This is a genomic window from Veillonella tobetsuensis, from assembly GCF_002959935.1.
Lineage (GTDB): Bacteria > Bacillota > Negativicutes > Veillonellales > Veillonellaceae > Veillonella > Veillonella tobetsuensis.
The window spans coordinates 121,144-142,409 of sequence record NZ_PPDF01000014.1; the positions used below are offsets into that span (position 1 = coordinate 121,144).

Here is a 21,266-nt window from a genome sequence, read left to right on the forward strand (position 1 = left end):
TATAGGAAAGGAATTTTATGAAGAAATTACCTATCGCATTAGTATTGGCCGGCTTGTCTGTTGTGACTGGTGTTGCTTATGGTGCTACACCTGAACAGGCTACACCTAAGGCTATTGTGGCATCTCAACAAGATGCACTTTCTGTGTTGCCCGAGCAATATAAATCGTATGCTACAAAAATGAATACTGTCGTAAAGGATACAAAAAATGGTTATACTTTCACTATTCCATGGCGTGTCAATGATGGTGTTATGATTGATATGGATGTGCGTAGTGAAAGTGAACACGTACAAGGTTACTCCTTTAACTTGTCTGGTCCAAATCAAGACGATGCGTATACTGTATCATTTACAAAGCGAAATAATACGCCACAAGGTAATGTGTCTCAGAAGGTATGGAATACTACCTGGTATGATGTGCCAATTAAGGGCATGTCCGATGATGAATATCTTCGTATTTGGCGACAACATAGTAATGTGTTTGAAAATAATGATGTAGTGGGGGGATTTTTCCCTAAGAAAGGTGCACAAGCTGCGCGTTGGAGCAGAACTACACCTAAGTCTTATGCTGAAATGACCTCTACTGAACAGGTTCATTCCATTTTCGAAGCTGAATTTATTATGGAGAAGGATCCTACGCATCGTTATAATCTTGTCAGTACCTATCCACCAGTACAAGCAAAGTTTATGGAGCAAGGTCTTTTAGAGACAGCGATTCCAACATTTACATTGTTAGATACGAAGAAAAGCTCTACATTAAATAATGTGAAAAAGATGATAGTTGGATCTGGTGATATTAATGTGGCAGATGGATTAAAATTCATGAGTCCTAAAGGATTCACACGCATTAATGAGCCTAAAAAGTTAGCTTTCACAAAGGATAAAATTCGACTCGATGTGGAAAGTTTTGCTGTACCTATTCAAGCGGTAAGCAGTGCGATGCCAACGATGATGGGTAAGCAGATGCTAGGTGATCAGTATCTAAAATCCTTAGTTGATGTAAACAAGGCGACAATTGATCGATATGAAACACATATTATTGATGGCGCTGTTATGTTTTATGTAGCAGGAACTATGAAAAATCCTGAATCATCGGATACGGATACAGCAGAGCCGGTTGCATTTGGTGCTACTATTATTTTAGGAAATAATGGTAATGTAGGTGTTGCTCGCATGATAGCGCCTGTTGGCACTGTATTGACAACACCTGAATTAGTTGATGTATTAGATGGATTTAAGTTAACCAATTCGTTAAATATTAATAATTCTTCCCAAGTTCTTTAATCTGTAAAAAAATGTGCTATAATGTATATAAATCCTCGTTTAAAAAGAGGATTTTTCCTAAGTCGTATAGAATATTATAAATAGACTAAACGATATTTAATCATATCCCTTCATAGGGGATTAGAAATAGGAGGGGTTAATATGGTTACCTACAAAACTATTGTCGTACCTACTGATGGTTCTGAAAATGCAAAGCGTGCATTAGAACATGCACTCGCTGTAGCAGATCGTAACAAAGCGGAATTGATTATTGTTCACGTAGCTAATATCGTATCTGCTATCTCTAACTTCGATCAAACACCTATTAGCGGTGGCTACGTGTCTGAACAAATTGCAGAAGACATGGAAGAAACAGGCAAAGAAATCTTGAATGATGTAGTGAAAGAAATTCCTGCAGGCGTTACAGTTAAGTCTGTATTTGAAGTTGGTTCCCCAGGTCCTGCATTATTAGCAGTTGCTAAGAAATTTAATGCTGATCTTATCGTAATGGGTAGCCGTGGTCTTGGACCTTTAAAAGGCCTATTCATGGGTAGTGTAAGTAGCTATGTAACAAGCCATTCCTCTTGCCCAGTATTGGTTGTTAAATAATATCATACAATTTAAAAGGCTTTGTCATTGTGAACAAAGCCTTTTTTTGTATATAATAGATATGATAAATAATAAAGTTTTTTACTTGATAGACTAAGTTAATTGTATTGTTTTAATAGAAAGGATATTTATGAGCAGCGGGAATGAAGCTTTGTTAAAGTTAGCAGAATTGTTCAAGATTCTCGGTGATCCAACACGCTTAAAGATAGTAGAGCTATTACTGGAAAATGAAATGTGTGTTAATCACATTGCTGAAACGATGGGAATGGGGCAGTCAGCCATTTCCCATCAATTACGCGTGTTGCGACAAGCACGTCTTGTAACATACCGAAAAGAAGGAAAGACCGCGTTTTATTCCTTGAATGATGATCATGTAGAAGGTCTAGTTCGTATGGGTATGGAACACGTATCACATCAATAATTTGATATAATTTGCCTATGTAAGAACACCATATGGGGAATATGTAATACACACAAAAGGGAGCCATTTGATGGCTCCCTTTTGTGTTTTTGTAGTTAATATAGTGGAAATAAATAATAAGCAAATGTGATAAACAGAGGCATGGTTATGGCAGACAATATGGTTGTTCCCATTACAATTTGTGTAGCGTATTCTGGGTTGTTCTTCATTTCGATAGCGATGAGTGCCATATTAATAGCTGTAGGCACGCTATAGGTTATGACAATCGTTTGGGCCGCTATTGGATGCATAGGGCCATAGAATAGAATAAATATAACTGTTATAACAGCAGCTAAAAGTGGACTAATGACGAGTCGCAATAAGCTTGCTAGCATGACATCTGTTTTAAAGAAATTCAATGGCGTTCTATTGATTTGCACCCCTAAGGCAATCATAGCAACGCCGACGAAGGCGTTGGCAAAGATATTAAGTGGTGCATAAAAGAAGAGGCCGTGTAAATCAAAAGGTAATAATTTACAAAGTAGTGCGAGGGGGATCGCATATGACATTGGCATATGGAATAAGACGTTGAGTGCATCTCTCGTGCTTAAACGACCTGCACCAGCTTGGTAAAATCCATAGGTATTACTTGTAACCGTTTGAATAATCATGATGGATACAACACTAAATAGTCCTAAATCGGCATAGGGGGTGGCGCCATCAATCACATAGGGTACATTTGTAAATACAAAGAGTGCAAGGGCAATACCCATATTTCCTACATTATTAAACATAACGCAGTTTTTTAGAGTTGCTATTTTAGGTATATCGTAACCCTTTAAGCGGCCTACAATATCTGCGATGACTGAGTTTAGTATGAGTACACAGACAGCACAGAAAATGATTTCCATGGTGCTCGAGGAAAACTTAGCATCATACATGGCTCTAAACACAAAGGTTGGCAACAGTATGTAAAAGTTTAGCTTGCTTAATGTATATAAATCTAATTTAAATTTTTTATCTAGTATAAATCCCACGCCTATCAGTATGAATATAGGTATCATGGAATTCATGAAAATATGTCCTATTAGTGTTAGTAAATTCATAGTCTCACCTAGAGTTCTATTTAATATGTAATGTGATTTAAATCATGGTATACTTTTAGTATGATAATTTATGATACCTAGTAAGAATGATGTAAATAAGGCTTTCACCTAATTACTCTATATTACTATCATACCATAGGATGTAGAGTTTAGGTCTATTTTTTATGTATTTATATGTATTAATCCTGACAGGGATAGGAGGTTGTATGAGAAAGCTTTTATTTGTATTAATGAGTATTTGTATGTTAGTCTTGGTTGTGGGCTGTGGTAATGATGCTGGTAAAACAGCTGATAGCACAAAGCCTAGTACGTCAGAAAAAATTACGATTCAAGCAGCAGCCAGCCTTAAAGGGGCTCTTACCGAATTGGCAGATGCATATAAAAAAGAACATCATTTAGCAGATGATCAAATCGTTATAAATTTTGCCGGTTCTGGCACATTGCGCCAACAAATTGAACAAGGTGCACCTGCTAGTTTATTCATTTCTGCAGACGAAAAGAATATGAAAATGTTACAAGAGAAAGAGTTAGTAACAGATGTAAAACCATTTGTCACTAATGAACTCGTTCTCGTAGTTCCTAAAGGACAACCTAAAATTGAGCTTAGTCAAATTACATCCGTAAAACGCATTGTATTGGGTAATCCTGATACAGTACCAGCAGGTAACTATGGTAAACAAGTACTAACAAAATTAGGTGTGTGGGACCAAGTAGAACCTAATGTAGTCTACGCAAAAGACGTTAAAGCTGTAACTGCTTCTATTAGCCAAGCGGCTGGTGATGCAGGATTTATTTACAAAACTGACGCTATTGCAGCAGACGATGCAGTTCAAATCGCTGCTGTAACACCTGCTGATTCTCATGATCCTGTTATATATCCAATTGGTATCATCAAAAAATATGATAATGCATTGGCAAAGGATTTTTATAAATACGTAACGAGCCCAGAAGGCCAAAAAGTATTAGAGAAATACGGTTTTTCTACCTCTAAATAAGACTTAAACGCTAGCTTTCTAGGCTAGCGTTTTTTTGTGATACAATAGAAATATAAATTTGTATTGGTTATAGTTAGGAAAGAAAGGAGTAACCATGAGTCCGTTCTGGTTATCTTTGTGGGTAGCGAGTATAGCTTTAATTATCGTTATAGTAACTGGTTTGGCCACTTGTTATGGTATGAATCGCTGTAAATGGGGCGGCATTGCTATTCTTGATGCACTTATTACGTTGCCCCTTGTATTACCACCTGTTGTTGTTGGCTTTGTGTTGCTCATGGTATTTACACCAGGCTATGCCTTTGGTGCTTGGCTTGAAACTCGTGGGCTGAGCGTGGTCTTTGCCGCTTCCGGTGCAGTGATTGCTTCCTCTGTAATTGCATTTCCACTATTTTACCAAACCGTACGCTCTGCATTGCAGTCCGTGGACCATAATATGGAAGACGTAGCCCGCACCTTGGGCGCATCTGAATTGCGCATCTTCTTTACCATTTCCGTGCCATTAGCATGGAAAGGAATTTTGACGGGCAGTATTTTAGCATTCTGCCGTGCTATGGGTGAGTTTGGTGCCACCATTTTAATTGCTGGTAATATTCCGAAGGTAACGCGGACAATGCCACTAGCTATTTACTCCTACGTAGAGGCTGGGCAGTACATGGATGCCTTCGAGCTTGTTGTTTATATTTGTGTACTTACATTGGCATTGTTGAGCGGTATTCACCTTATTACAAAAGGTTCCTTATTCCGCCATACAGAAAATAATTAGGAGGCTCTATGATTACATTTTCTTTTACTGTATCTAGACCTTCTGTGACTGTGAAAGCTGATGGTACACTGTCTTCGGGAATCGCTGTGTTGACTGGTCAGTCCGGTAGTGGTAAAAGCACCTTTATTAAGTGCATTGCAGGCCTTGTAAAGCCTAGTACTGGGCGTATTCAATATGATGACATAACTTGGGTTGACCGAGCTAAAAAGATTTGGGTCCCTGCTCAAGAACGCCAGGTAGGTTATATGCCTCAAGGTAATATTGTATTCCCTCACTTATCTGTTGAAAGTAATATTATTTATAGTAAACGAGGCACACCTGATATGTGCGATAATTTATTAAGCCGTTTAGGTTTAGAAAAATATCGAAAAACAAAGGCGGGTAGTTTATCTGGTGGTGAGCAACAACGGGTTGCCTTGGGACGTGCCCTTTATTCAAAACCGACTATTTTACTTCTTGATGAGCCTCTGTCTGCGCTTGATTGGAATTTGCGTAAACAAGTACGTGAGGATCTGGTGTCCATCATTCGTGAATGGGATGTGCCATGTGTATGGGTGACCCATGATGAAAGTGAAGCTGATGCAGTTGGTGATAGACACTGGATCTGTGAAGACGGACAAATTATTATACCTGAATAGTAAAACACCTTCATAAGCATGATTGCTTACGAAGGTGTTTTTGTTATTTTAGTGTTGTTTTATTTCGACAGATGAGTTTTCTGTATGACTTATGAAGCCAACGATAGCTGTTACGAAGAATGCCGTTGTAAAGGCTGGCAGCGTAGCCCCAATAGTACTTTCACTATGTAACATATAGTGATAGAGTCCAACGGAAACCACCCAAATTAAACCGCGCACGAGATAGGCTGAGATCGTTTGTACTTGTTGGCGATTGATAAAATAGTCCGCCAAAAGAATGGCGATCATCGGAGCAAATACAGAGCCAATGAGGTATAGGAAGTCTGTAATATCGTCCATCGGATATAGGATGGCAGCGATTGTACCAACGATAGTAACTACAACGGCTATGCCTTTACTAGAAGCACTCTTGTAGATAGTTGTGCTAGAAACGCCTGCAGAATAAGCATCCATAAAGGTTGTAGTTACAGTAGAGAAGATAATAACGATGAGCCCTGCAAGGCCAAGACCGGCGTTCATCATGATGGTAATGATAGAATCGCCACCACCGAAGATAGCCGCACTGAGGCCTAAGGTATACATAACGATACTTGTTACTGTGTAGACAGTAGCACTTGTAAGTGATGCGGAGAAAGGTTTTTTGCTTTCACGGGTATAATCACTGATGAGAGGGAGCCAAGATAGTGGCATAGCAATAGATAATTCAAGGGCAGCGATGAAACTCATGTCTCCGCTCGTTAGAAGGATACCTTCACTAGGCCATTGAGATAACATGTGAATGCCCATGTAAATGGTGAGTCCAAGTAATAAAACAGATACGATAGCTTGAATATAGCCTGTATTGTGGAGGCCGATGAAAAGCCACAGGATGACAAGCGCTCCGATAGCCATCGTCCAAATCATAGGAGATAGAGGTGCTAGTTCTTGTAAGGCTAGCATAGCATCGTAGATCATGATGCTAGTCCAGCCGATAAGTTGAAGCATATTTAAAAAGGCAAAGACTTTAGCCCCTAGTGGGCCAAAGCTGAAGGCGGTAGTATTCATACTGCCTTGCCGTAAACGTCCACCGATGAGGCCAGCTCCAAAGAGCAATACACCGCCGATGATATGCCCCAGTATGATGGCATATAGACCTTGGGTGAGACCTAAGGGGGCTAGATAGGTTCCTGTCATAATTTCCGCTATAGATAGCGCGGCACCAAACCATATCATAGCGAACTGTGGTTGTGTAATGTAAGTGTCTTTCATACGTCCTCCTTGCCAAGGAGTCATAGAAAAAGCCGAGTTCACAGGAACTCGGCTATTAATCCTCTATGTTCCCTACGTTGGCATTATCCAAATCAGGTTATGGGTTAAAGCATTAGCTTACTCTCAGCCCACTCATGTGAGCACCCCGTTATGGCTTCATTATAGGCTGTTAAGAGGATCCCGTCAATTATTTTCTTGCATAGATTGTATAATGATGTTATAACTAGAGTATAAAAATATATTGCCACTAGGGGTGCTTTTGCTGAGATTGACCATTCAAAACCCTAGACCTGATCCAGATAATACTGGCGTAGGAAAGTGGAGTGCAACATAATACTAACCTATTACGAGACCATTCCATTGGGAGTGGTCTCGTTTTATATGTTTGGAGGTATTATGAAATTACATACTGCATTAACAATTGCCGGTACTGACCCGAGTGGTGGCGCTGGCATTATGGCTGATTTAAAATCTTTTCAAAGCCGTAACGTATACGGCATGGCCGTGGTTACGTCCGTGGTAGCTCAAAATACAACGGGTGTTCACCACGTAGAACATCTATCCTTAGAGAGTATAGAAAAACAGTTACACGATGTGTACTCAGATATTATGCCCCAAGCTGTTAAGACGGGCATGATTGCTTTACCTGAGATGATGGACCTTATCTATCCTTATGTGAGTAATGGAATTCCGTACGTAATGGATCCCGTTATGATTGCCACTAGCGGTGACAGACTCGTATCGGATGAGGCGGTATATTTATTAAAATCTAAACTGATTCCTACCGCAACGGTTATCACTCCAAATCGCAGTGAGGCAGAGGTCTTAGCCGATATGTCTATCACTTGTGAAAGCGATATCACAACTGCGGCCAATCGTATCTTACAAGACTTAGGTCCTCAAGTGGTAATCATTAAAGGCGGGCACATCGGTGAAAATGCAACGGATTATGCTTTCACTAAAGATGGTAATGTTCGTACGTGGACGAGCCCCAAATATGATACAGTGCATACTCATGGTACGGGCTGTACCTTCTCAGCGGTTATTACAGCGGAGCTTGCTAAAGGGCGTGATGTAATGGATGCTATTGGTATTGCCAAGGACTATATTGCTCTTGCTATTAAGTACAATCCAGCGCTAGGAAATGGCTGTGGCCCCGTTAATCATATGGCTTATGGACTGCTATCTAATGGACCTGAAATAATGGATAAGCTTTTGAAAAGCGATGAGAGGAGACTGTAATATGACTCATGAAAATCCATATATGACTGGCCAAACAGGGACAGAACTTAATATATTAGAAACATTGCGTCATCGAAATCCTCTCGTGATTTGTATTACCAATGATGTGGTACGAACATTTACAGCTAATGGACTACTAGCTATTGGGGCATCGCCCATCATGAGCGAATGTAGTGAAGATTTAAAGAATCTTATTGTGTATGCATCAGCACTGCTCATCAATATTGGGACACTTACACCTGAGAAGGTTGGTTACTATAAAGAGGCTATTAAACTAGCGAAGGAATATGATGTACCAATTATTCTTGATCCTGTGGGCTGTCATGCAGGAGCTTACCGATTGTCGGTGGTTTTAGATTTGATTAAAACTGGTTCTATTTCATTGCTTCGTGGAAATCAAAGCGAAATTAAAGCGATTTACGATGCCCTAAGTCGTAATGATGAGAGTGACAATTCTACTACCGGCAAGGGTGTAGACGGGGCACAGGTTGAGGATAGTGCCGTTATTGCCTATCGACTATCCCGTCTAATTAATTGTCCTGTCGTAGCAACGGGAGAAGAGGATTATGTTTCTGATGGAACTCGGGTCTTTGCAGTACCTCACGGACATCCTATTATGACTGCTGTAACGGGCACAGGCTGTTTATTGGGCGCTGTGTTGGCGGCTTTCTTTAGTGCCTATTATCCCTTTAAAAATCAAATGCCTATGGCAGAATTCATTGCCTACGCACTAGCATACTATGGTCTTGCTGGTGAAAGGGCCGTTAAAGAATGTGGTGTCAAGCCTGGTAGCTTTAGTATGGCCTTTATGGATGCCTTATATATACTTGATGATGTAGTACTTTTATCGAAACAGCACATACGACCTATAGTAGTTCCCGATCAATTACAAGTGTATTTCATAGCTGGTACACAGGATGTAGGGCTAAACGAAGATCGATTGCTAGCTGTTGTAGAAGCGGCCTGTCGGGGTGGGGTGACCTGTTTCCAATTTAGAGAAAAGGGAACGGGTACCTTAGAAGGTAAACAAAAATTAGAACTAGCTCAACAGTTAAAACAAGTCTGTGCCATGTATAACGTACTTTATATTATCAACGATGATGTAAATTTAGCCATTGCGGTTCATGCTGATGGTGTCCATGTCGGACAGGAAGATATGAAGTTAGAACAGGTGCGTAATCTTGTAGGGCATACAGTGGTAGGCATATCTATTCACTCTGTGGAGGAGCTGCATAAGACAGATGTGGTTTATGCAGACTGTGTAGGCGTAGGCCCTATGTACGCTACAAGCAGTAAGTCTGATGCACAAGAACCATGCGGACCAGCTAGAATTACTGAACTACAAGCAGCAGGGCTAACATTACCTTGTGTTGGGATAGGTGGTATTACTTTAGATAATACAAAATCTATATTACAAGCAGGGGCCTGTGGTGTGGCCGTTATATCTGCTATCGCTCATGCAGAAAATCCTTATGAAGCAGCACAACAATTTAAAGGATTGATAGATAGCGGAAAATAATCAAAGAAATCTTTAAGCGTTTATAGAACACAAAAAAGACGATGACCGAAGTCATCGTCTTTTTATTTGAGGGTGTCTGTACATACAGTTAGGAAAATCTGCACTTGCAGTCTACATGTCTGTATTTATACTTATTATTTTTGTCTAATCTATGTTTATAGATTATAGAGCTTCAATGTGACGTTTGAAGAATGCTTGTGGGTGAGCACATACTGGGCATAATTTAGGAGCTTCTTCACCGATGTGAATGTAGCCACAGTTAGCGCAAATCCATGCTACAGGTTGATCGTTATTGAATACTTTGTGACCTGCAACGCGAGCTGCTAATGCAAGGTAACGTTCTTCGTGACGAGCTTCGATTTTACCAACTTCGCGCATTTGGTAAGCGATTTTTGCAAAGCCTTCTTTTTCTGCTTCATCAGCGAAATCTTTGTACATTGTAGTGTGTTCGTAGTTTTCGCCAGCTGCTGCATCACGAAGGTTAGCTTCGATATCAGCGGAAACATCGCCACCATGAAGAGCTTTGAACCACAATTTAGCATGTGCAGATTCGTTGTGAGCTGTTTCTTCGAAATAATCAGCGATTTCGTTCATACCAGCTTTGCGAGCTGCTGCTGCGTAGAAAGTATATTTTTGGAATGCTTGGGATTCGCCAGCAAATGCTGCTTGAAGATTTTTTTCAGTGTTTGTACCTTTTAATTCAGCCATTTTTAGATCTCCTTTGTACTTACAATATGTTTTAAATGATTACTTAATTGATATATTCATAACCACTTGGTTGTGAATGCGATAATTGGTAACTCACTTGAGTTAAGTTAAATAAAAACTTATTTGTAGATTGGTAGATAGACACTTGTCTATACATAAAAAAAGCACTTGTTTATTAACTAAATGAGTACTTACCTATGTTTTGTAAAGAGGCACTTGCCTGTTATTTACAATCCAATGTTTTTGATTCGTATACTTAACGAATAATCATTGTTGACTATATTGTAACATACTAAATGAGAAATGCAAGTGTTTTTGTAAAATTTATTTCGAAAAATTTCTAAATGATAAATGTTATCAATGTAGTAAATAAGCGGTTTTTGAAAGCCTATTAAGTAATGGATTTATTAAAAATAGAATTACTGATAATGAGAATGATAATTACATGGAAAATCATTATTGATTAATATTAATCTTGTTAATTGGTAAAGATTCTAAGTTTTTGGCTATAACTAATCAAAGTAGGATAGTTTTATCTGTATTGGATATTAAGGTATAATAAGCATATATAAAGTTAAAATAGTATAAGGAGGCGCTATGGCGTTTATTAGATATTATGTGGGCGATATAGTACAAATGAAAAAATCGCATCCATGTGGCAGTGATGAGTGGGAGGTCAAGCGCATAGGCACAGATTTTCTTATCGTATGTAAAGGTTGTGGACATCAATTGTTGATGCCTCGCCCTAAGTTTGAAAAGGCTGCAAAGAAACTCGTATCTCGTTTGCCTAAACATGAGTAGGAGGTCTTATGGTACGACTTACTGACTATGTTACGAGCGGGGGCTGTGCGTGCAAGATTGGGCCTCATATATTGGAGCGTGTATTGAAATCAGTTACATCTGTAACCAATGAACGAGTTCTAGCAGATATGACAGGGGCTGATGATGCAGGGGTATATAAAATTTCTGACACATTAGCATTGGTACAGACATTAGACTTTTTTACACCTGTAGTTAATGACCCCGTTTTGTTTGGGAAAATAGCGGCCGCTAATGCACTAAGCGATGTATATGCTATGGGAGGAACTCCGTTGACTGCCATGAATATTGTAGGGTTTCCTATATCTCTTGTTGAACAAGGCGTTTTAACAGACGTTCTAAACGGAGCAGCTTCTATCGTGGCCGAGTCTGGGGCTGCAATCGTAGGCGGTCACAGCATTGAAAACAAAGAGCCTATATTTGGTATGTCTGTAACAGGACAAGTTGACCCAAATCATATTTGGAAAAATAAAGGTGCCCAAGTAGGGGATGTATTAGTGTTAACAAAACGTATCGGCACAGGCATTATGAATAATGCGTTGAAAGCTGATTTATTTCCTACTGGTACTGCGCAGGCGGTTGCTAGCATGAGTACGTTGAATCGTGTGGCTGCTGAGGTGGCCCATAATTTTACAATTCATGCGTGTACTGATGTGACGGGCTTTAGCCTTATGGGTCATTCTGTAGAAATGGCGAGTGCCTCTAATGTAACAATTCATATCAAGACTTATGATATTCCGCTCTTTGCTGACGTCATTGAGGCTGCGCAAATGGGTTTGGTCCCTGCTGCATCCTATGGTAATCGCAAGGCCATAACTGATGTACAGGTTGATGCGAATTTAGATGGGGTATGGACGGATATTCTCTTTGATCCACAAACATCAGGCGGACTTTTATTTTCTGTGCCTGCAACAGAAGGACCGAATTTGGTGAAAGCCTTACATGATGTGGGCGTTGAAGGTGCCACTATAGTTGGTGTAGTTGAAAGCTTTAGTGGCTTAGCGGTACGCGTCACTAAATAAGATATAGTACAATTTTGGTTTTAATAGTATATAGAGTAGTTGTGCGTTGATGCTTTCACAAAATATATAATAGTATTGAGGTAAATGATGAGTAATACGAATGAATTAATTGTAGATGTGCGTGGCAGTTTGTGTCCAAAACCTGTGATTGAAACGAAGAAGGTAAGCGATGCAAATCCAGACGCGATTATTACGACCATCGTAGATAACGAGGTGAGTCGCGATAATGTAGAGAAATTTGGGAAGTCTCGTGGCTATGATGTGGCAATTGGACAAGATGGTATAGATTTTTTTATTAAACTTACGCCGAATGTAGAACCTGCACCGGAAACTGGTTGCAAACCTATGAATTATAGTGACCGCATCATTTTGATGACGAAAGATTATCTTGGTGAAGGTAGTGAAGAGCTTGGCCGTAATTTGATGAAAACCTTCTGGGTGTGCATGGTTGAAGCCGACGTGAAGCCATCTACAATTTATTTCATCAATAGTAGCGTTAAAATGGTAACCAACGATTCTGTTCATTTAGACAATATTAAAAAGTTAGCTGATCTTGGTGTTGAAATTGCTGCATGTGGCATTTGTCTCGACTATTATGGTTTAAAAGATCAAGTGGGGGTAGGCTCTATTACAAACATGTATGCGATTACAGATGCTATCGTTGGGGAAAATGTTGTTAAACTATAATACTCGTATCTATGTTGTAAATGATTAAGCAATATTATTGGAGGTGAGGCATTGGGCGATAAAAAGTTGCTTGTCGTTTTTACATCCTATTATTTTGGGGATAAGGCGGACAAGATATTAACGGAACTTTCGGTGCCTCACCAATTGATGGCTACACCGCCAGAATTGAATGATATGTGTGGGTTATCGATTCAAATAGAGCCAACTATAGTAAATCGTGTGCAGACGGCCTTAAAAGAACATAAGATTAGTACGTCGGGTTTGTTTTGGTATGAAAAAGGGAAACCAGTTTTAGCTTATAAAGATTAAATCGATTTATTTTATAAGGAAAAAGAACGTATGATTCTATTTGGTCAAAATTTTGGCTGATGAGCATCATATGTTATGTATCTAGGTTAAGTTTTTGGAATAATGTAATGAAAGGTTGAATTTCAATGAGCAAATATGAAATAGAAAACGTAAAATTAACGGCCCCTAAATTGGATCGTAACGATTTAGAATATGCTATGACCTATCGTTATGCATGCAAAAAATTTGATAGCACTAAAAAGATTTCTGAAGAAGATTGGAATGCGATTCTGAATGCAGCGCGTTTGTCTCCAACATCACTTGGCTTCGAGGCGTATCAATTGTTGGTGATTCAAAATCCAGAAATCCGAGAAAAGATGAAAGCTTATGGTTGGGGTATCTTAGCAGGGCTTGAAGCTAGTCATGTAGTGGTTTTCTTAGCTCGTAAAAAGGCAGATCTTGAATTCGATTCATCATATATCCGTCATATTCAAGAAGAGGTGAAACAATTACCAGCTGAAGTTGATGCGGCATATCGCGAAAAATATGCTCAATTTACAAAAGAAGATTACAAAACATTTGAATCTGAACGTGCGGCCTTTGACTGGGCGTCTAAACAAACGTATATTGTTATGGCGAACATGATGACAATGGCTGCTTATGAAGGCTTAGATTCTTGTCCATTAGAAGGCTTCAATCAAGATGATATGACCGCACTCTTAGGTGATGAACTCGGCCTGTTCGATACTAAACACTTTGGCATTGCTGTAATGGCGGCCTTTGGTTATCGTGATGAAGAGCCTCATCGCAATAAAACACGCCGTACATTAGATGAAATTGTAACAGTAGTTGAATAGAACCTTACATCAAACAGTAAATCGAATTTCTTCATTTAATCTTTAGGGTTGAATGTTATATTATAAATATACAATAATTCTAAAATATTTATAAGGACTATTATATTTAGTAGAAATTATAGATATATTGATATATAGGAAGGAGTGATTGTATGCTTTGGTCAATTATTGTTGGTGGTTTTATCGGCTTCCTAGCTGGTGCCATCACTAGCAAAGGCGGTGCAATGGGCGTTATCGCTAAAGTTGTTGCTGGTTTAATTGGCTCGTCCGTAGGTCAGTCCCTATTTGGAACATGGGGCCCTAGTCTTGCGGGCATGTCATTAATTCCATCTGTATTAGGTGCAGTCATTGTTGTTGCAGTAGTCTCATTTTTCTTTGGGAAAAAAGGATAGCCCTCTACTTATAAAAGTAGATTTTATATGGTTAAACGTGATTTTACATGAAAGGAGTCACAATTATGGCATTAGAAGAAAAACTCAACCAAGCTAAAGGTGCACTAAAAGAAAATGTTGGCAAATTAACTGGCGACAAAAAATTGGAAACAGAAGGTGCCGTAGAAAAAACAACTGCTAAAGTTAAAGACGTTGCAGAAGATGTTAAAGATGCTGTAGAAGGCGCACTTGACGGCTTGAAAAACTCTGTTGATAGCGATAAAGAATAAACTCCTGTTTATTCAACAACCACATAAAGAAAATCTCATTAAGAGACAACAAAAAACCAGTAAATCGATGGATTTACTGGTTTTTATTGTTATTAATTTGTATTATACGTTGAAGCGGAAGTGTGTTACGTCGCCGTCTTTCATAACGTATTCTTTGCCTTCTAGGCGTACAAGGCCTTTTTCTTTAGCCGCATTTTGGCTGCCGCAAGCTTGTAAGTCATCGAAGGATACGATTTCAGCACGAATAAAGCCTTTTTCGATATCGGAGTGGATTTTACCAGCAGCTTGAGGCGCTTTTGTGCCGTCTACAATTGTCCATGCACGAGCTTCCATTTCACCAGCTGTGAAGTAGTTGATAAGACCTAATAATGCATAACTTGCTTTGATAAGTTTAGTTAAGCCGGATTCTTCAAGACCTAAATCTTCGAGGAATGCAGCGGATTCTTCGTCGGATAATTCTGCGATTTCAGATTCGATACGGGCGGAAACAACCACGATGCCAGCACCTTCGTTCTTCGCGTATTCTTCTACGCGTTTTACGTGCTCGTTAGCGGAGTAATCAGATACTTCATCTTCAGAAATGTTAGCAACATAAAGAGATGGTTTTGCTGTAAGTAATGTCAACTCTTTAATCATTTCTAACTCTTCTTCGTCTAGACCTTGGGCACGAACTGGTTTTGCTTCACCGAGACCTTCGATAATGCGTTCTAGCAATGGTAACTCAGCGCGAGCATCTTTATCGCCGGATTTTGCAATTTTTTCAATGCGTTGTTTCCGTTTTTCTACGGATTCAAGGTCAGCAAGACAAAGTTCAGTATTGATGATCTCGATGTCGCGGATTGGATCGATAGAACCTGCAACATGAGTGATGTTAGGATCCTCGAAGCAACGAATAACTTGAGCAATCGCATCTACTTGACGGATGTGGCTAAGGAATTTATTACCTAAACCTTCACCTTTGGACGCACCTTCTACAAGGCCTGCAATATCTACGAAGCGCATAGCAGCAGGAAGGATGCGTTTAGAACCAAACATTTCAGCCAATACAGCTAAACGATTATCTGGAACGTCAACGACACCTACGTTTGGTTCGATTGTACAGAATGGATAGTTGGCAGCTTCAGCGCCTGCTTTTGTAATGGCGTTGAATAATGTACTTTTCCCAACATTTGGAAGGCCTACGATGCCTACTTCTAAATTTGTGCTCATGGTACCACCTTTTATTAACTAATTGATTTCGTTCTTTGTGAAAGCTTCCGTAGAAACTCTATCAAATAAATATTATATCATATAGACACTATAAATTTGTACTAAAAAAGTGACACCATTAGTCACATAGGTGAATAGTAGTGTCACTGAACAAAATCCCACACATCAGTGTGGGATTTTTGTTATGTGCCTTATAGAGAATGTGCTCTCAAGTCCGCAGCGGATTGTGTAGAAATCCAAGCTGGTGGGATATCGAATACTGTGTAGCAACCTGTGCCGCCGTGTTTAGCAAGGCGATAGATACCACGTGCATAAGCAACGAGGGCAGAACCTGTGAATTCAGGGTTGGAGTCAAGTTTCAAGGAGTACTCGATAACGTGACGAGTGCCATCTGTACTTTCACCAGAGCGAAGAACGAAGCCACCATGTGGAATGCCTTTGTGGTCGCGATCAAGTTCCTCTTGAGAAATGAAGTTTACTACAGTTTCATAACCTACGAAGTAGTTTTCCATAGTTTTGATTTCATTTTCAATTTTAGCCTTGTCCGCATCAGGAGCAGCCACTACATAGCACTCACGAAGGTGACCTTTGTAGCCATCAACGTCAGGAGTTTCACCGTTGCGGATAGCCTCAAGGTATTGTTCTTTAGGAACAGTGTATTGACGAGCATCAACTACGCCTTTAAGGCGACGAATTGCATCGGAGTGACCTTGGGATACGCCACGGCCCCAGAATGTGTAGGATTTGCCTTTTGGCAAGATTGCTTCAGCGTAAACGCGTTGCAAGGAGAACATACCTGGATCCCAACCACAAGAAATCAATGTAGCAGTCTTAGCTTCTTTAGCAACTTTGTCTACATTAGCAAAATGTTCAGGGATACGTGCATGTGTATCGAAGGAATCGATACAGTTGAAGTATTTAGTTACCATTGGTGTTTGTTCGATAAGGTCTGTTGCGGAACCGCCACAAAGAACCATAACATCGATTTTACCTTTGAAATTAGGAATATCTTCCATAGAGTAAGTAGGTACACCAGACACAGTTTCAATACCTTGACGACGAGAGAATACGCCTACGAGCTCCATATCAGGTTGTAACTGAACAGATGCTTCTACGCCGCGTGCCAAGTTGCCGTAGCCAACGATACCAATACGAATATTCATATTAGCCTCCTATATAATTTTAAAATGTAATGTAATAACCAATATAATTATTATAGCATAAAATCGTCATTTTCAATAATATTCTATAGAGTTTGTGGCTATATATTAGGAGATACTATAAAGCGCTTATGGATTATACAGAGATATATCGATACATAGCGTTTTGTTATTTTCAGTAAAGAAAACATCATATGTCCAAAAATTGACACATATACCCTATGTATAGATACAATAGAAATATGCAAACTTATTGTGCGTAGTTTGAGGAGGTTAATATGAGAAAAAAAGTAAATCTTGCTGTAATAGCTGCTTTGATTATTACAGGTGCAAGTGCGGATGTTATGGTATCTGCTACAACCGTTGAAAGCCATACTGATGGTAAATCTATTGGTCTAAATTTATGGGGCGAAAATAAACATTATACAGATGACTTAACTGTCAATGTATCTGGCCTCGGTGTAAATGGTACAAAATACCATAACAATGTAACAGGTATTTATGCTCTTGAAGGTAGCCAAGTAGATATTGATAAAAATGTAACTGTGAAGGTAACAAATCCTGCACCTGCGGAAAGTGGAGAGAAACGCAGACCAGATTTGGCACATTATTATATGAGTGGTATATATGCTGGTTATGGTGGTGATGTAGGGTATGGCACTTTTGATGATACTCGTGTTACTGTAAAGGGCAATGCCGATGTCGACGTAGTTGGCGTTGGTTTACAAGCCAATAAAGATGGGTATCTCCGTATCTTAGGTGGTGCTGATGTAAAAACATATCCATTAGATACATCTGATACATACTCGGCTGTTTCAGAAGAAGGTTTCTTGTATGTAAACACCGGTATGGATGGGTTACAACCAGGTACGAATGATGTAAAAATGTATGGTAATGTAGGCTTCCTAGATAAAAACTATGGTATTGATATCAACCCACATAAGCATGGATCATTTATTTCTTTAGGTTTAACGACGCCTAACTCTAAATTGGTAGGCGGCGTACTTAATGAATTTGATGAAAGTAACAATAATCCTTATCATGGCGGCTTGCGATTGTACTTGCAAAATGGTGCTACATGGCGCAATGAATGGTTAGGGGCTGAACGTGTGTATCCTACACAAGGTCGCCCTGACAGTGCTAACTATTTATATACCGGTAGTAAGGTAGAGCATCTTATCGGTGGTACTAATAAAGGTAGCCGCGGCATTATCCAAGCCGTAGATGCACGGCCTATTACGATTAATAATTATGCTGGTCATACGGCTATTGATTATCTAAATGGTTCACCAGCCGCAGAATATGGCAAGGGTGAAGTGGTCATTAACCATGCTGACCCAGGATCCTCTGTTACATTGCGTAGCTCTGTAGAAGCACTGAAAGAACAAGCAAATGCTGAAATTCCGGGATTAGCAGAAAATCAATTTGCTAAGAAGTTGGTATACACTGGTTATACAAAAGGCGAGAAAAATCTAGATGTAAATCTAAAGTTAGACACCGGTGTTATTAGTCCTACGTTAAATGCTAAACTTAGTGCTGACGATTTTGATAAAGATGGACGTGCGATGGTATCTGATAAAACTACTTTGACAACTAGTGAAAGTGATATCGTTTCAGGTGCTAAGAGTGCGTTAGCATCTTCTGTAATGCAGATGAGAGCTGACACAAATGATTTACAACGTCGTCTAGGTGATGTTCGTATGAACTCTGATAATCAAGGCATATGGGGCAAATATATTGGCGGTAAATCTAAAATCACAGACTCTGCTTATGTAAATCAAACGTATAATATGGCTCAAGTTGGGTATGATACAAAACGAGGTAACTGGATTGTAGGTGGTGCTTTCTTGTATGGCACAAGTAAAAGTGACTATGCTTTGGGTTCTGGCTCAGGGAAAACGGCGGGTCTAGCAGTATATGGTTCCAAACAGTTTAATGATGGTCGTTATTTAGATATCATTGCTAAAGGCAATCGTTTGAAAAATGATTTCGCTGTTCGTAACCATATGGGAACTACCTTGAGTGGTGATTATCGTAATACCGGAACATCCTTAAGCCTTGAATATGGTAAACGTATCAAGAGAGATAATGGGTTCTATATCGATCCTAGTGCTGAATTAATCTTTAGTCGCTTATCTGGTGAAAGCTTTGATGCTCGTACGAATACTGGTAGCACCGTTCATATTAATTCTGATGCGGTTAATTCCGCTATCGGCCGTTTAGGCATAGGAATTGGCAAAGAAGCTAACAATAGCAATATCTTCCTTAAAGCAGCATTAGCACATGAATTCTCTGGTAAAATGAAATCCACTTATAGCATGGCAGGTGAACCAACTACTAATAGCGTAGTCAATTTGAAAGACACATGGCTTGATCTTGAACTCGGTGGTTCCTGGAGTTTCCGTCCAAATACATATTTATATGGAACATTTACTAAAAACTTTGGTAGTACTATTGATACATCCTATCGCGTAGATGCTGGTATTCGCCATAGCTTCTAGCTGATATAAATCTATTATTTAGATATTACATGTAAGATTATATAAAAAGACCGATTATGGTAGCTTTCGTAATGAAAGTAGCCATAATCGGTCTTTTTTAGATATTAGAATTGTAAAGTTTTAATTCTTTCGATAGCACGAATTGTATTTTCACGGCTGCCAAAAGCTGTTAAACGAAGGTAACCTTCGCCGTGAGGACCAAAGCCAGAACCTGGTGTAGATACGATTTGTACTTGTTCGAGCAAGATATCGAATAATTCCCAGCTAGTCATGTTGCCTGGTGTTTTAAGCCAAATATATGGTGCATCAACGCCGCCGTAAACAGTAAGTCCAATGGATTCAAGACCTTCTTTGATAATGCGAGCATTTTCTTTATAGTACGCAATATTAGCTTGTGTTTGTTCGCGCCCTTCTTTGGAGTATACTGCTTCAGCACCGCGTTGAACGATGTAAGGAACACCGTTGAATTTAGTACATTGACGACGATTCCACATAGGATTGAGTGGTTGACGTTCGCCAGATTTAGTTTTAGCAGTTACCTCTTTAGGTACTACTGCATAAGCACAACGTGTACCAGTGAAGCCCGCAGTCTTGGAGAAAGAACGGAATTCGATAGCTACTTCACGAGCGCCTTCGATTTCATAGATGGATTTTACAGTGTCCTCTGTGCTGATGAAAGCTTCATAAGCAGAATCGAACATTAGGATAACATCCTTTTCTTTACACCATTGAATCCATTCAGCCAAACGAGCACGACTTAAAACAGTACCTGTTGGGTTGTTTGGAGAACAAAGATATACAATGTCTATATGTTCGGACGGAAATTCTGGAGAAAAATTATTTTCTGCAGAAGTTGGGAGATATACAACCTTTTGGAAGATGCCATCAACAGATTCGCCTGTACGACCACCCATAACATTGGAATCTAGGTATACTGGGTACACTGGATCAGTAATAGCAATGATGTTGTCTTCGCTGAATAATTCTTGGATGTTACCCACGTCAGATTTGGCACCATCGGAAACGAATACTTCGTCAATCGCAATGTCTACACCTAATGGTTTATAGTCGCCATCAATAATAGCTTGGCGTAAGAAGTCATACCCTTGCTCTGGCCCGTAACCGCGGAATGTTTCAGCTTTGCCCATTTCTTGGACTGCTTTAGTCATAGCATCAACGATTGCTGGCACCAATGGCAATGTAACGTCGCCAATACCAAGGCGAATAATATCTGCATCTGGATGCGCTGCTTGGTACTCATTTACTTTTTTAGCAATATTTGCAAATAAATAAGAACCTTGTAGTTTTAAATAATTTTCATTAACGTTAGCCATGATGACTCCTTTCTGTATGCAACTCTCTTTTACTTATAGTAAAGGAGAAAAGGAAATATTGCAATAACTTTCTATAGAATGTTGAAGTTATTTTTGACTAATTATTTTATGGTGTATTCCTATAGTAAATAATGTTTGATGGGGAAATTATTACTCGTTTTATGGCGTATAGTGAAAGTATGAAATAGTTATAATTTCTTTATAACAGATAGGATTCTTCATTGTTTACTCATAAAAT

The 21,266-nt window shown here is 39.4% G+C and carries 22 protein-coding genes and 2 riboswitches; of the genes, 16 read left to right on the top strand and 6 right to left on the bottom strand.

Annotated elements, in window-relative coordinates:
- The first annotated feature begins 17 nt into the window (after positions 1-17).
- From VTHSUH11_RS09380 to VTHSUH11_RS09390, 3 genes are all read left to right on the top strand, one after another.
- A complete protein-coding gene (locus tag VTHSUH11_RS09380; RefSeq protein WP_105093487.1) occupies positions 18-1,283 on the top strand; it encodes a hypothetical protein in 1,266 nt (421 codons plus the stop codon).
- 141 nt (positions 1,284-1,424) lie between these two features.
- On the top strand, positions 1,425-1,871 hold the full coding sequence (locus VTHSUH11_RS09385) for a universal stress protein (RefSeq protein ID WP_059361517.1): 447 nt from the start codon (positions 1,425-1,427) through the stop codon (positions 1,869-1,871).
- Between the two features lie 130 nt (positions 1,872-2,001).
- On the top strand, positions 2,002-2,292 hold the full coding sequence (locus tag VTHSUH11_RS09390; protein WP_105093488.1) for an ArsR/SmtB family transcription factor: 291 nt from the start codon (positions 2,002-2,004) through the stop codon (positions 2,290-2,292).
- A gap of 95 nt (positions 2,293-2,387) precedes the next feature.
- Here VTHSUH11_RS09390 and VTHSUH11_RS09395 read toward each other — a convergent pair whose 3' ends face one another.
- A complete protein-coding gene (locus tag VTHSUH11_RS09395) occupies positions 2,388-3,377 on the bottom strand; it encodes an AEC family transporter (protein ID WP_105093489.1) in 990 nt (329 codons plus the stop codon).
- Between the two features lie 206 nt (positions 3,378-3,583).
- On the opposite strand from VTHSUH11_RS09395, the gene modA reads away from it, so the two are divergent.
- The 3 genes from modA to VTHSUH11_RS09410 all read left to right on the top strand — a co-directional run bounded on the left by modA (position 3,584) and on the right by VTHSUH11_RS09410 (position 5,773).
- A complete protein-coding gene (gene modA, locus VTHSUH11_RS09400) occupies positions 3,584-4,372 on the top strand; it encodes a molybdate ABC transporter substrate-binding protein (protein WP_105093490.1) in 789 nt (262 codons plus the stop codon).
- A gap of 94 nt (positions 4,373-4,466) precedes the next feature.
- Positions 4,467-5,135 carry a molybdate ABC transporter permease subunit gene (gene modB / locus VTHSUH11_RS09405; protein WP_105093491.1) on the top strand — a complete coding sequence of 223 codons (669 nt, stop codon included), beginning with the start codon at positions 4,467-4,469 and terminating at the stop codon, positions 5,133-5,135.
- A gap of 8 nt (positions 5,136-5,143) precedes the next feature.
- Entirely contained in the window at positions 5,144-5,773 is a 630-nt protein-coding gene (locus VTHSUH11_RS09410; RefSeq protein WP_105093492.1) for an ATP-binding cassette domain-containing protein, read from the top strand.
- Between the two features lie 48 nt (positions 5,774-5,821).
- Here the strand turns inward: VTHSUH11_RS09410 and cytX are convergent, their stop codons facing one another.
- A complete protein-coding gene (gene cytX / locus VTHSUH11_RS09415; protein ID WP_105093493.1) occupies positions 5,822-7,021 on the bottom strand; it encodes a putative hydroxymethylpyrimidine transporter CytX in 1,200 nt (399 codons plus the stop codon).
- A gap of 52 nt (positions 7,022-7,073) precedes the next feature.
- Positions 7,074-7,179, bottom strand: a riboswitch (TPP riboswitch).
- 81 nt (positions 7,180-7,260) lie between these two features.
- A riboswitch (TPP riboswitch) is annotated at positions 7,261-7,355 on the top strand.
- A 62-nt stretch (positions 7,356-7,417) separates the two neighbouring features.
- Here cytX and thiD point away from each other — a divergent pair.
- Both thiD and thiM read left to right on the top strand, forming a co-directional pair.
- Positions 7,418-8,263: a bifunctional hydroxymethylpyrimidine kinase/phosphomethylpyrimidine kinase gene (gene thiD / locus VTHSUH11_RS09425; RefSeq protein ID WP_105093494.1), complete on the top strand. Its 846-nt coding sequence runs from the start codon at positions 7,418-7,420 to the stop codon at positions 8,261-8,263.
- 1 nt (position 8,264) lies between these two features.
- Positions 8,265-9,782, top strand: coding sequence for a hydroxyethylthiazole kinase (gene thiM, locus VTHSUH11_RS09430; protein WP_105093495.1), 1,518 nt, complete (start codon positions 8,265-8,267; stop codon positions 9,780-9,782).
- 162 nt (positions 9,783-9,944) lie between these two features.
- On the opposite strand, the gene rbr is transcribed toward thiM, so the two are convergent.
- Positions 9,945-10,490 (bottom strand): rubrerythrin, encoded by a 546-nt coding sequence (rbr, locus tag VTHSUH11_RS09435; protein ID WP_059361526.1) that lies wholly within the window; start codon positions 10,488-10,490, stop codon positions 9,945-9,947.
- 597 nt (positions 10,491-11,087) lie between these two features.
- Between rbr and VTHSUH11_RS09440 the strand changes: the two genes are divergently transcribed.
- The 7 genes from VTHSUH11_RS09440 to VTHSUH11_RS09470 all read left to right on the top strand — a co-directional run bounded on the left by VTHSUH11_RS09440 (position 11,088) and on the right by VTHSUH11_RS09470 (position 14,824).
- Positions 11,088-11,291, top strand: coding sequence for a DUF951 domain-containing protein (locus tag VTHSUH11_RS09440; protein WP_105093496.1), 204 nt, complete (start codon positions 11,088-11,090; stop codon positions 11,289-11,291).
- 8 nt (positions 11,292-11,299) lie between these two features.
- A complete protein-coding gene (gene selD, locus VTHSUH11_RS09445; protein ID WP_105093497.1) occupies positions 11,300-12,331 on the top strand; it encodes a selenide, water dikinase SelD in 1,032 nt (343 codons plus the stop codon).
- Between the two features lie 87 nt (positions 12,332-12,418).
- The gene (gene yedF, locus VTHSUH11_RS09450) at positions 12,419-13,018 is read left to right on the top strand and encodes a sulfurtransferase-like selenium metabolism protein YedF (RefSeq protein ID WP_105093498.1); all 600 of its coding nucleotides are present in this window, start codon (positions 12,419-12,421) and stop codon (positions 13,016-13,018) included.
- A gap of 51 nt (positions 13,019-13,069) precedes the next feature.
- Positions 13,070-13,327: a putative Se/S carrier protein gene (locus VTHSUH11_RS09455; RefSeq protein WP_105093499.1), complete on the top strand. Its 258-nt coding sequence runs from the start codon at positions 13,070-13,072 to the stop codon at positions 13,325-13,327.
- A 125-nt stretch (positions 13,328-13,452) separates the two neighbouring features.
- The gene (locus VTHSUH11_RS09460) at positions 13,453-14,163 is read left to right on the top strand and encodes an NAD(P)H-dependent oxidoreductase (RefSeq protein WP_059361532.1); all 711 of its coding nucleotides are present in this window, start codon (positions 13,453-13,455) and stop codon (positions 14,161-14,163) included.
- A gap of 152 nt (positions 14,164-14,315) precedes the next feature.
- Complete coding sequence (locus tag VTHSUH11_RS09465) at positions 14,316-14,555, top strand: GlsB/YeaQ/YmgE family stress response membrane protein (RefSeq protein WP_059361533.1); 240 nt, start codon at positions 14,316-14,318, stop codon at positions 14,553-14,555.
- 65 nt (positions 14,556-14,620) lie between these two features.
- A complete protein-coding gene (locus VTHSUH11_RS09470) occupies positions 14,621-14,824 on the top strand; it encodes a CsbD family protein (protein ID WP_105093500.1) in 204 nt (67 codons plus the stop codon).
- A 102-nt stretch (positions 14,825-14,926) separates the two neighbouring features.
- On the opposite strand, the gene ychF is transcribed toward VTHSUH11_RS09470, so the two are convergent.
- Both ychF and VTHSUH11_RS09480 read right to left on the bottom strand, forming a co-directional pair.
- Complete coding sequence (gene ychF / locus VTHSUH11_RS09475; protein WP_105093501.1) at positions 14,927-16,033, bottom strand: redox-regulated ATPase YchF; 1,107 nt, start codon at positions 16,031-16,033, stop codon at positions 14,927-14,929.
- A gap of 191 nt (positions 16,034-16,224) precedes the next feature.
- Complete coding sequence (locus tag VTHSUH11_RS09480; protein WP_105093502.1) at positions 16,225-17,196, bottom strand: diaminopimelate dehydrogenase; 972 nt, start codon at positions 17,194-17,196, stop codon at positions 16,225-16,227.
- Between the two features lie 275 nt (positions 17,197-17,471).
- Here VTHSUH11_RS09480 and VTHSUH11_RS09485 point away from each other — a divergent pair, with 275 nt between their 5' ends.
- On the top strand, positions 17,472-19,694 hold the full coding sequence (locus tag VTHSUH11_RS09485; RefSeq protein WP_105093503.1) for an autotransporter outer membrane beta-barrel domain-containing protein: 2,223 nt from the start codon (positions 17,472-17,474) through the stop codon (positions 19,692-19,694).
- A 104-nt stretch (positions 19,695-19,798) separates the two neighbouring features.
- On the opposite strand, the gene VTHSUH11_RS09490 is transcribed toward VTHSUH11_RS09485, so the two are convergent.
- Positions 19,799-21,028 (bottom strand): LL-diaminopimelate aminotransferase, encoded by a 1,230-nt coding sequence (locus VTHSUH11_RS09490; RefSeq protein WP_105093504.1) that lies wholly within the window; start codon positions 21,026-21,028, stop codon positions 19,799-19,801.
- Positions 21,029-21,266: the final 238 nt, after the last annotated feature.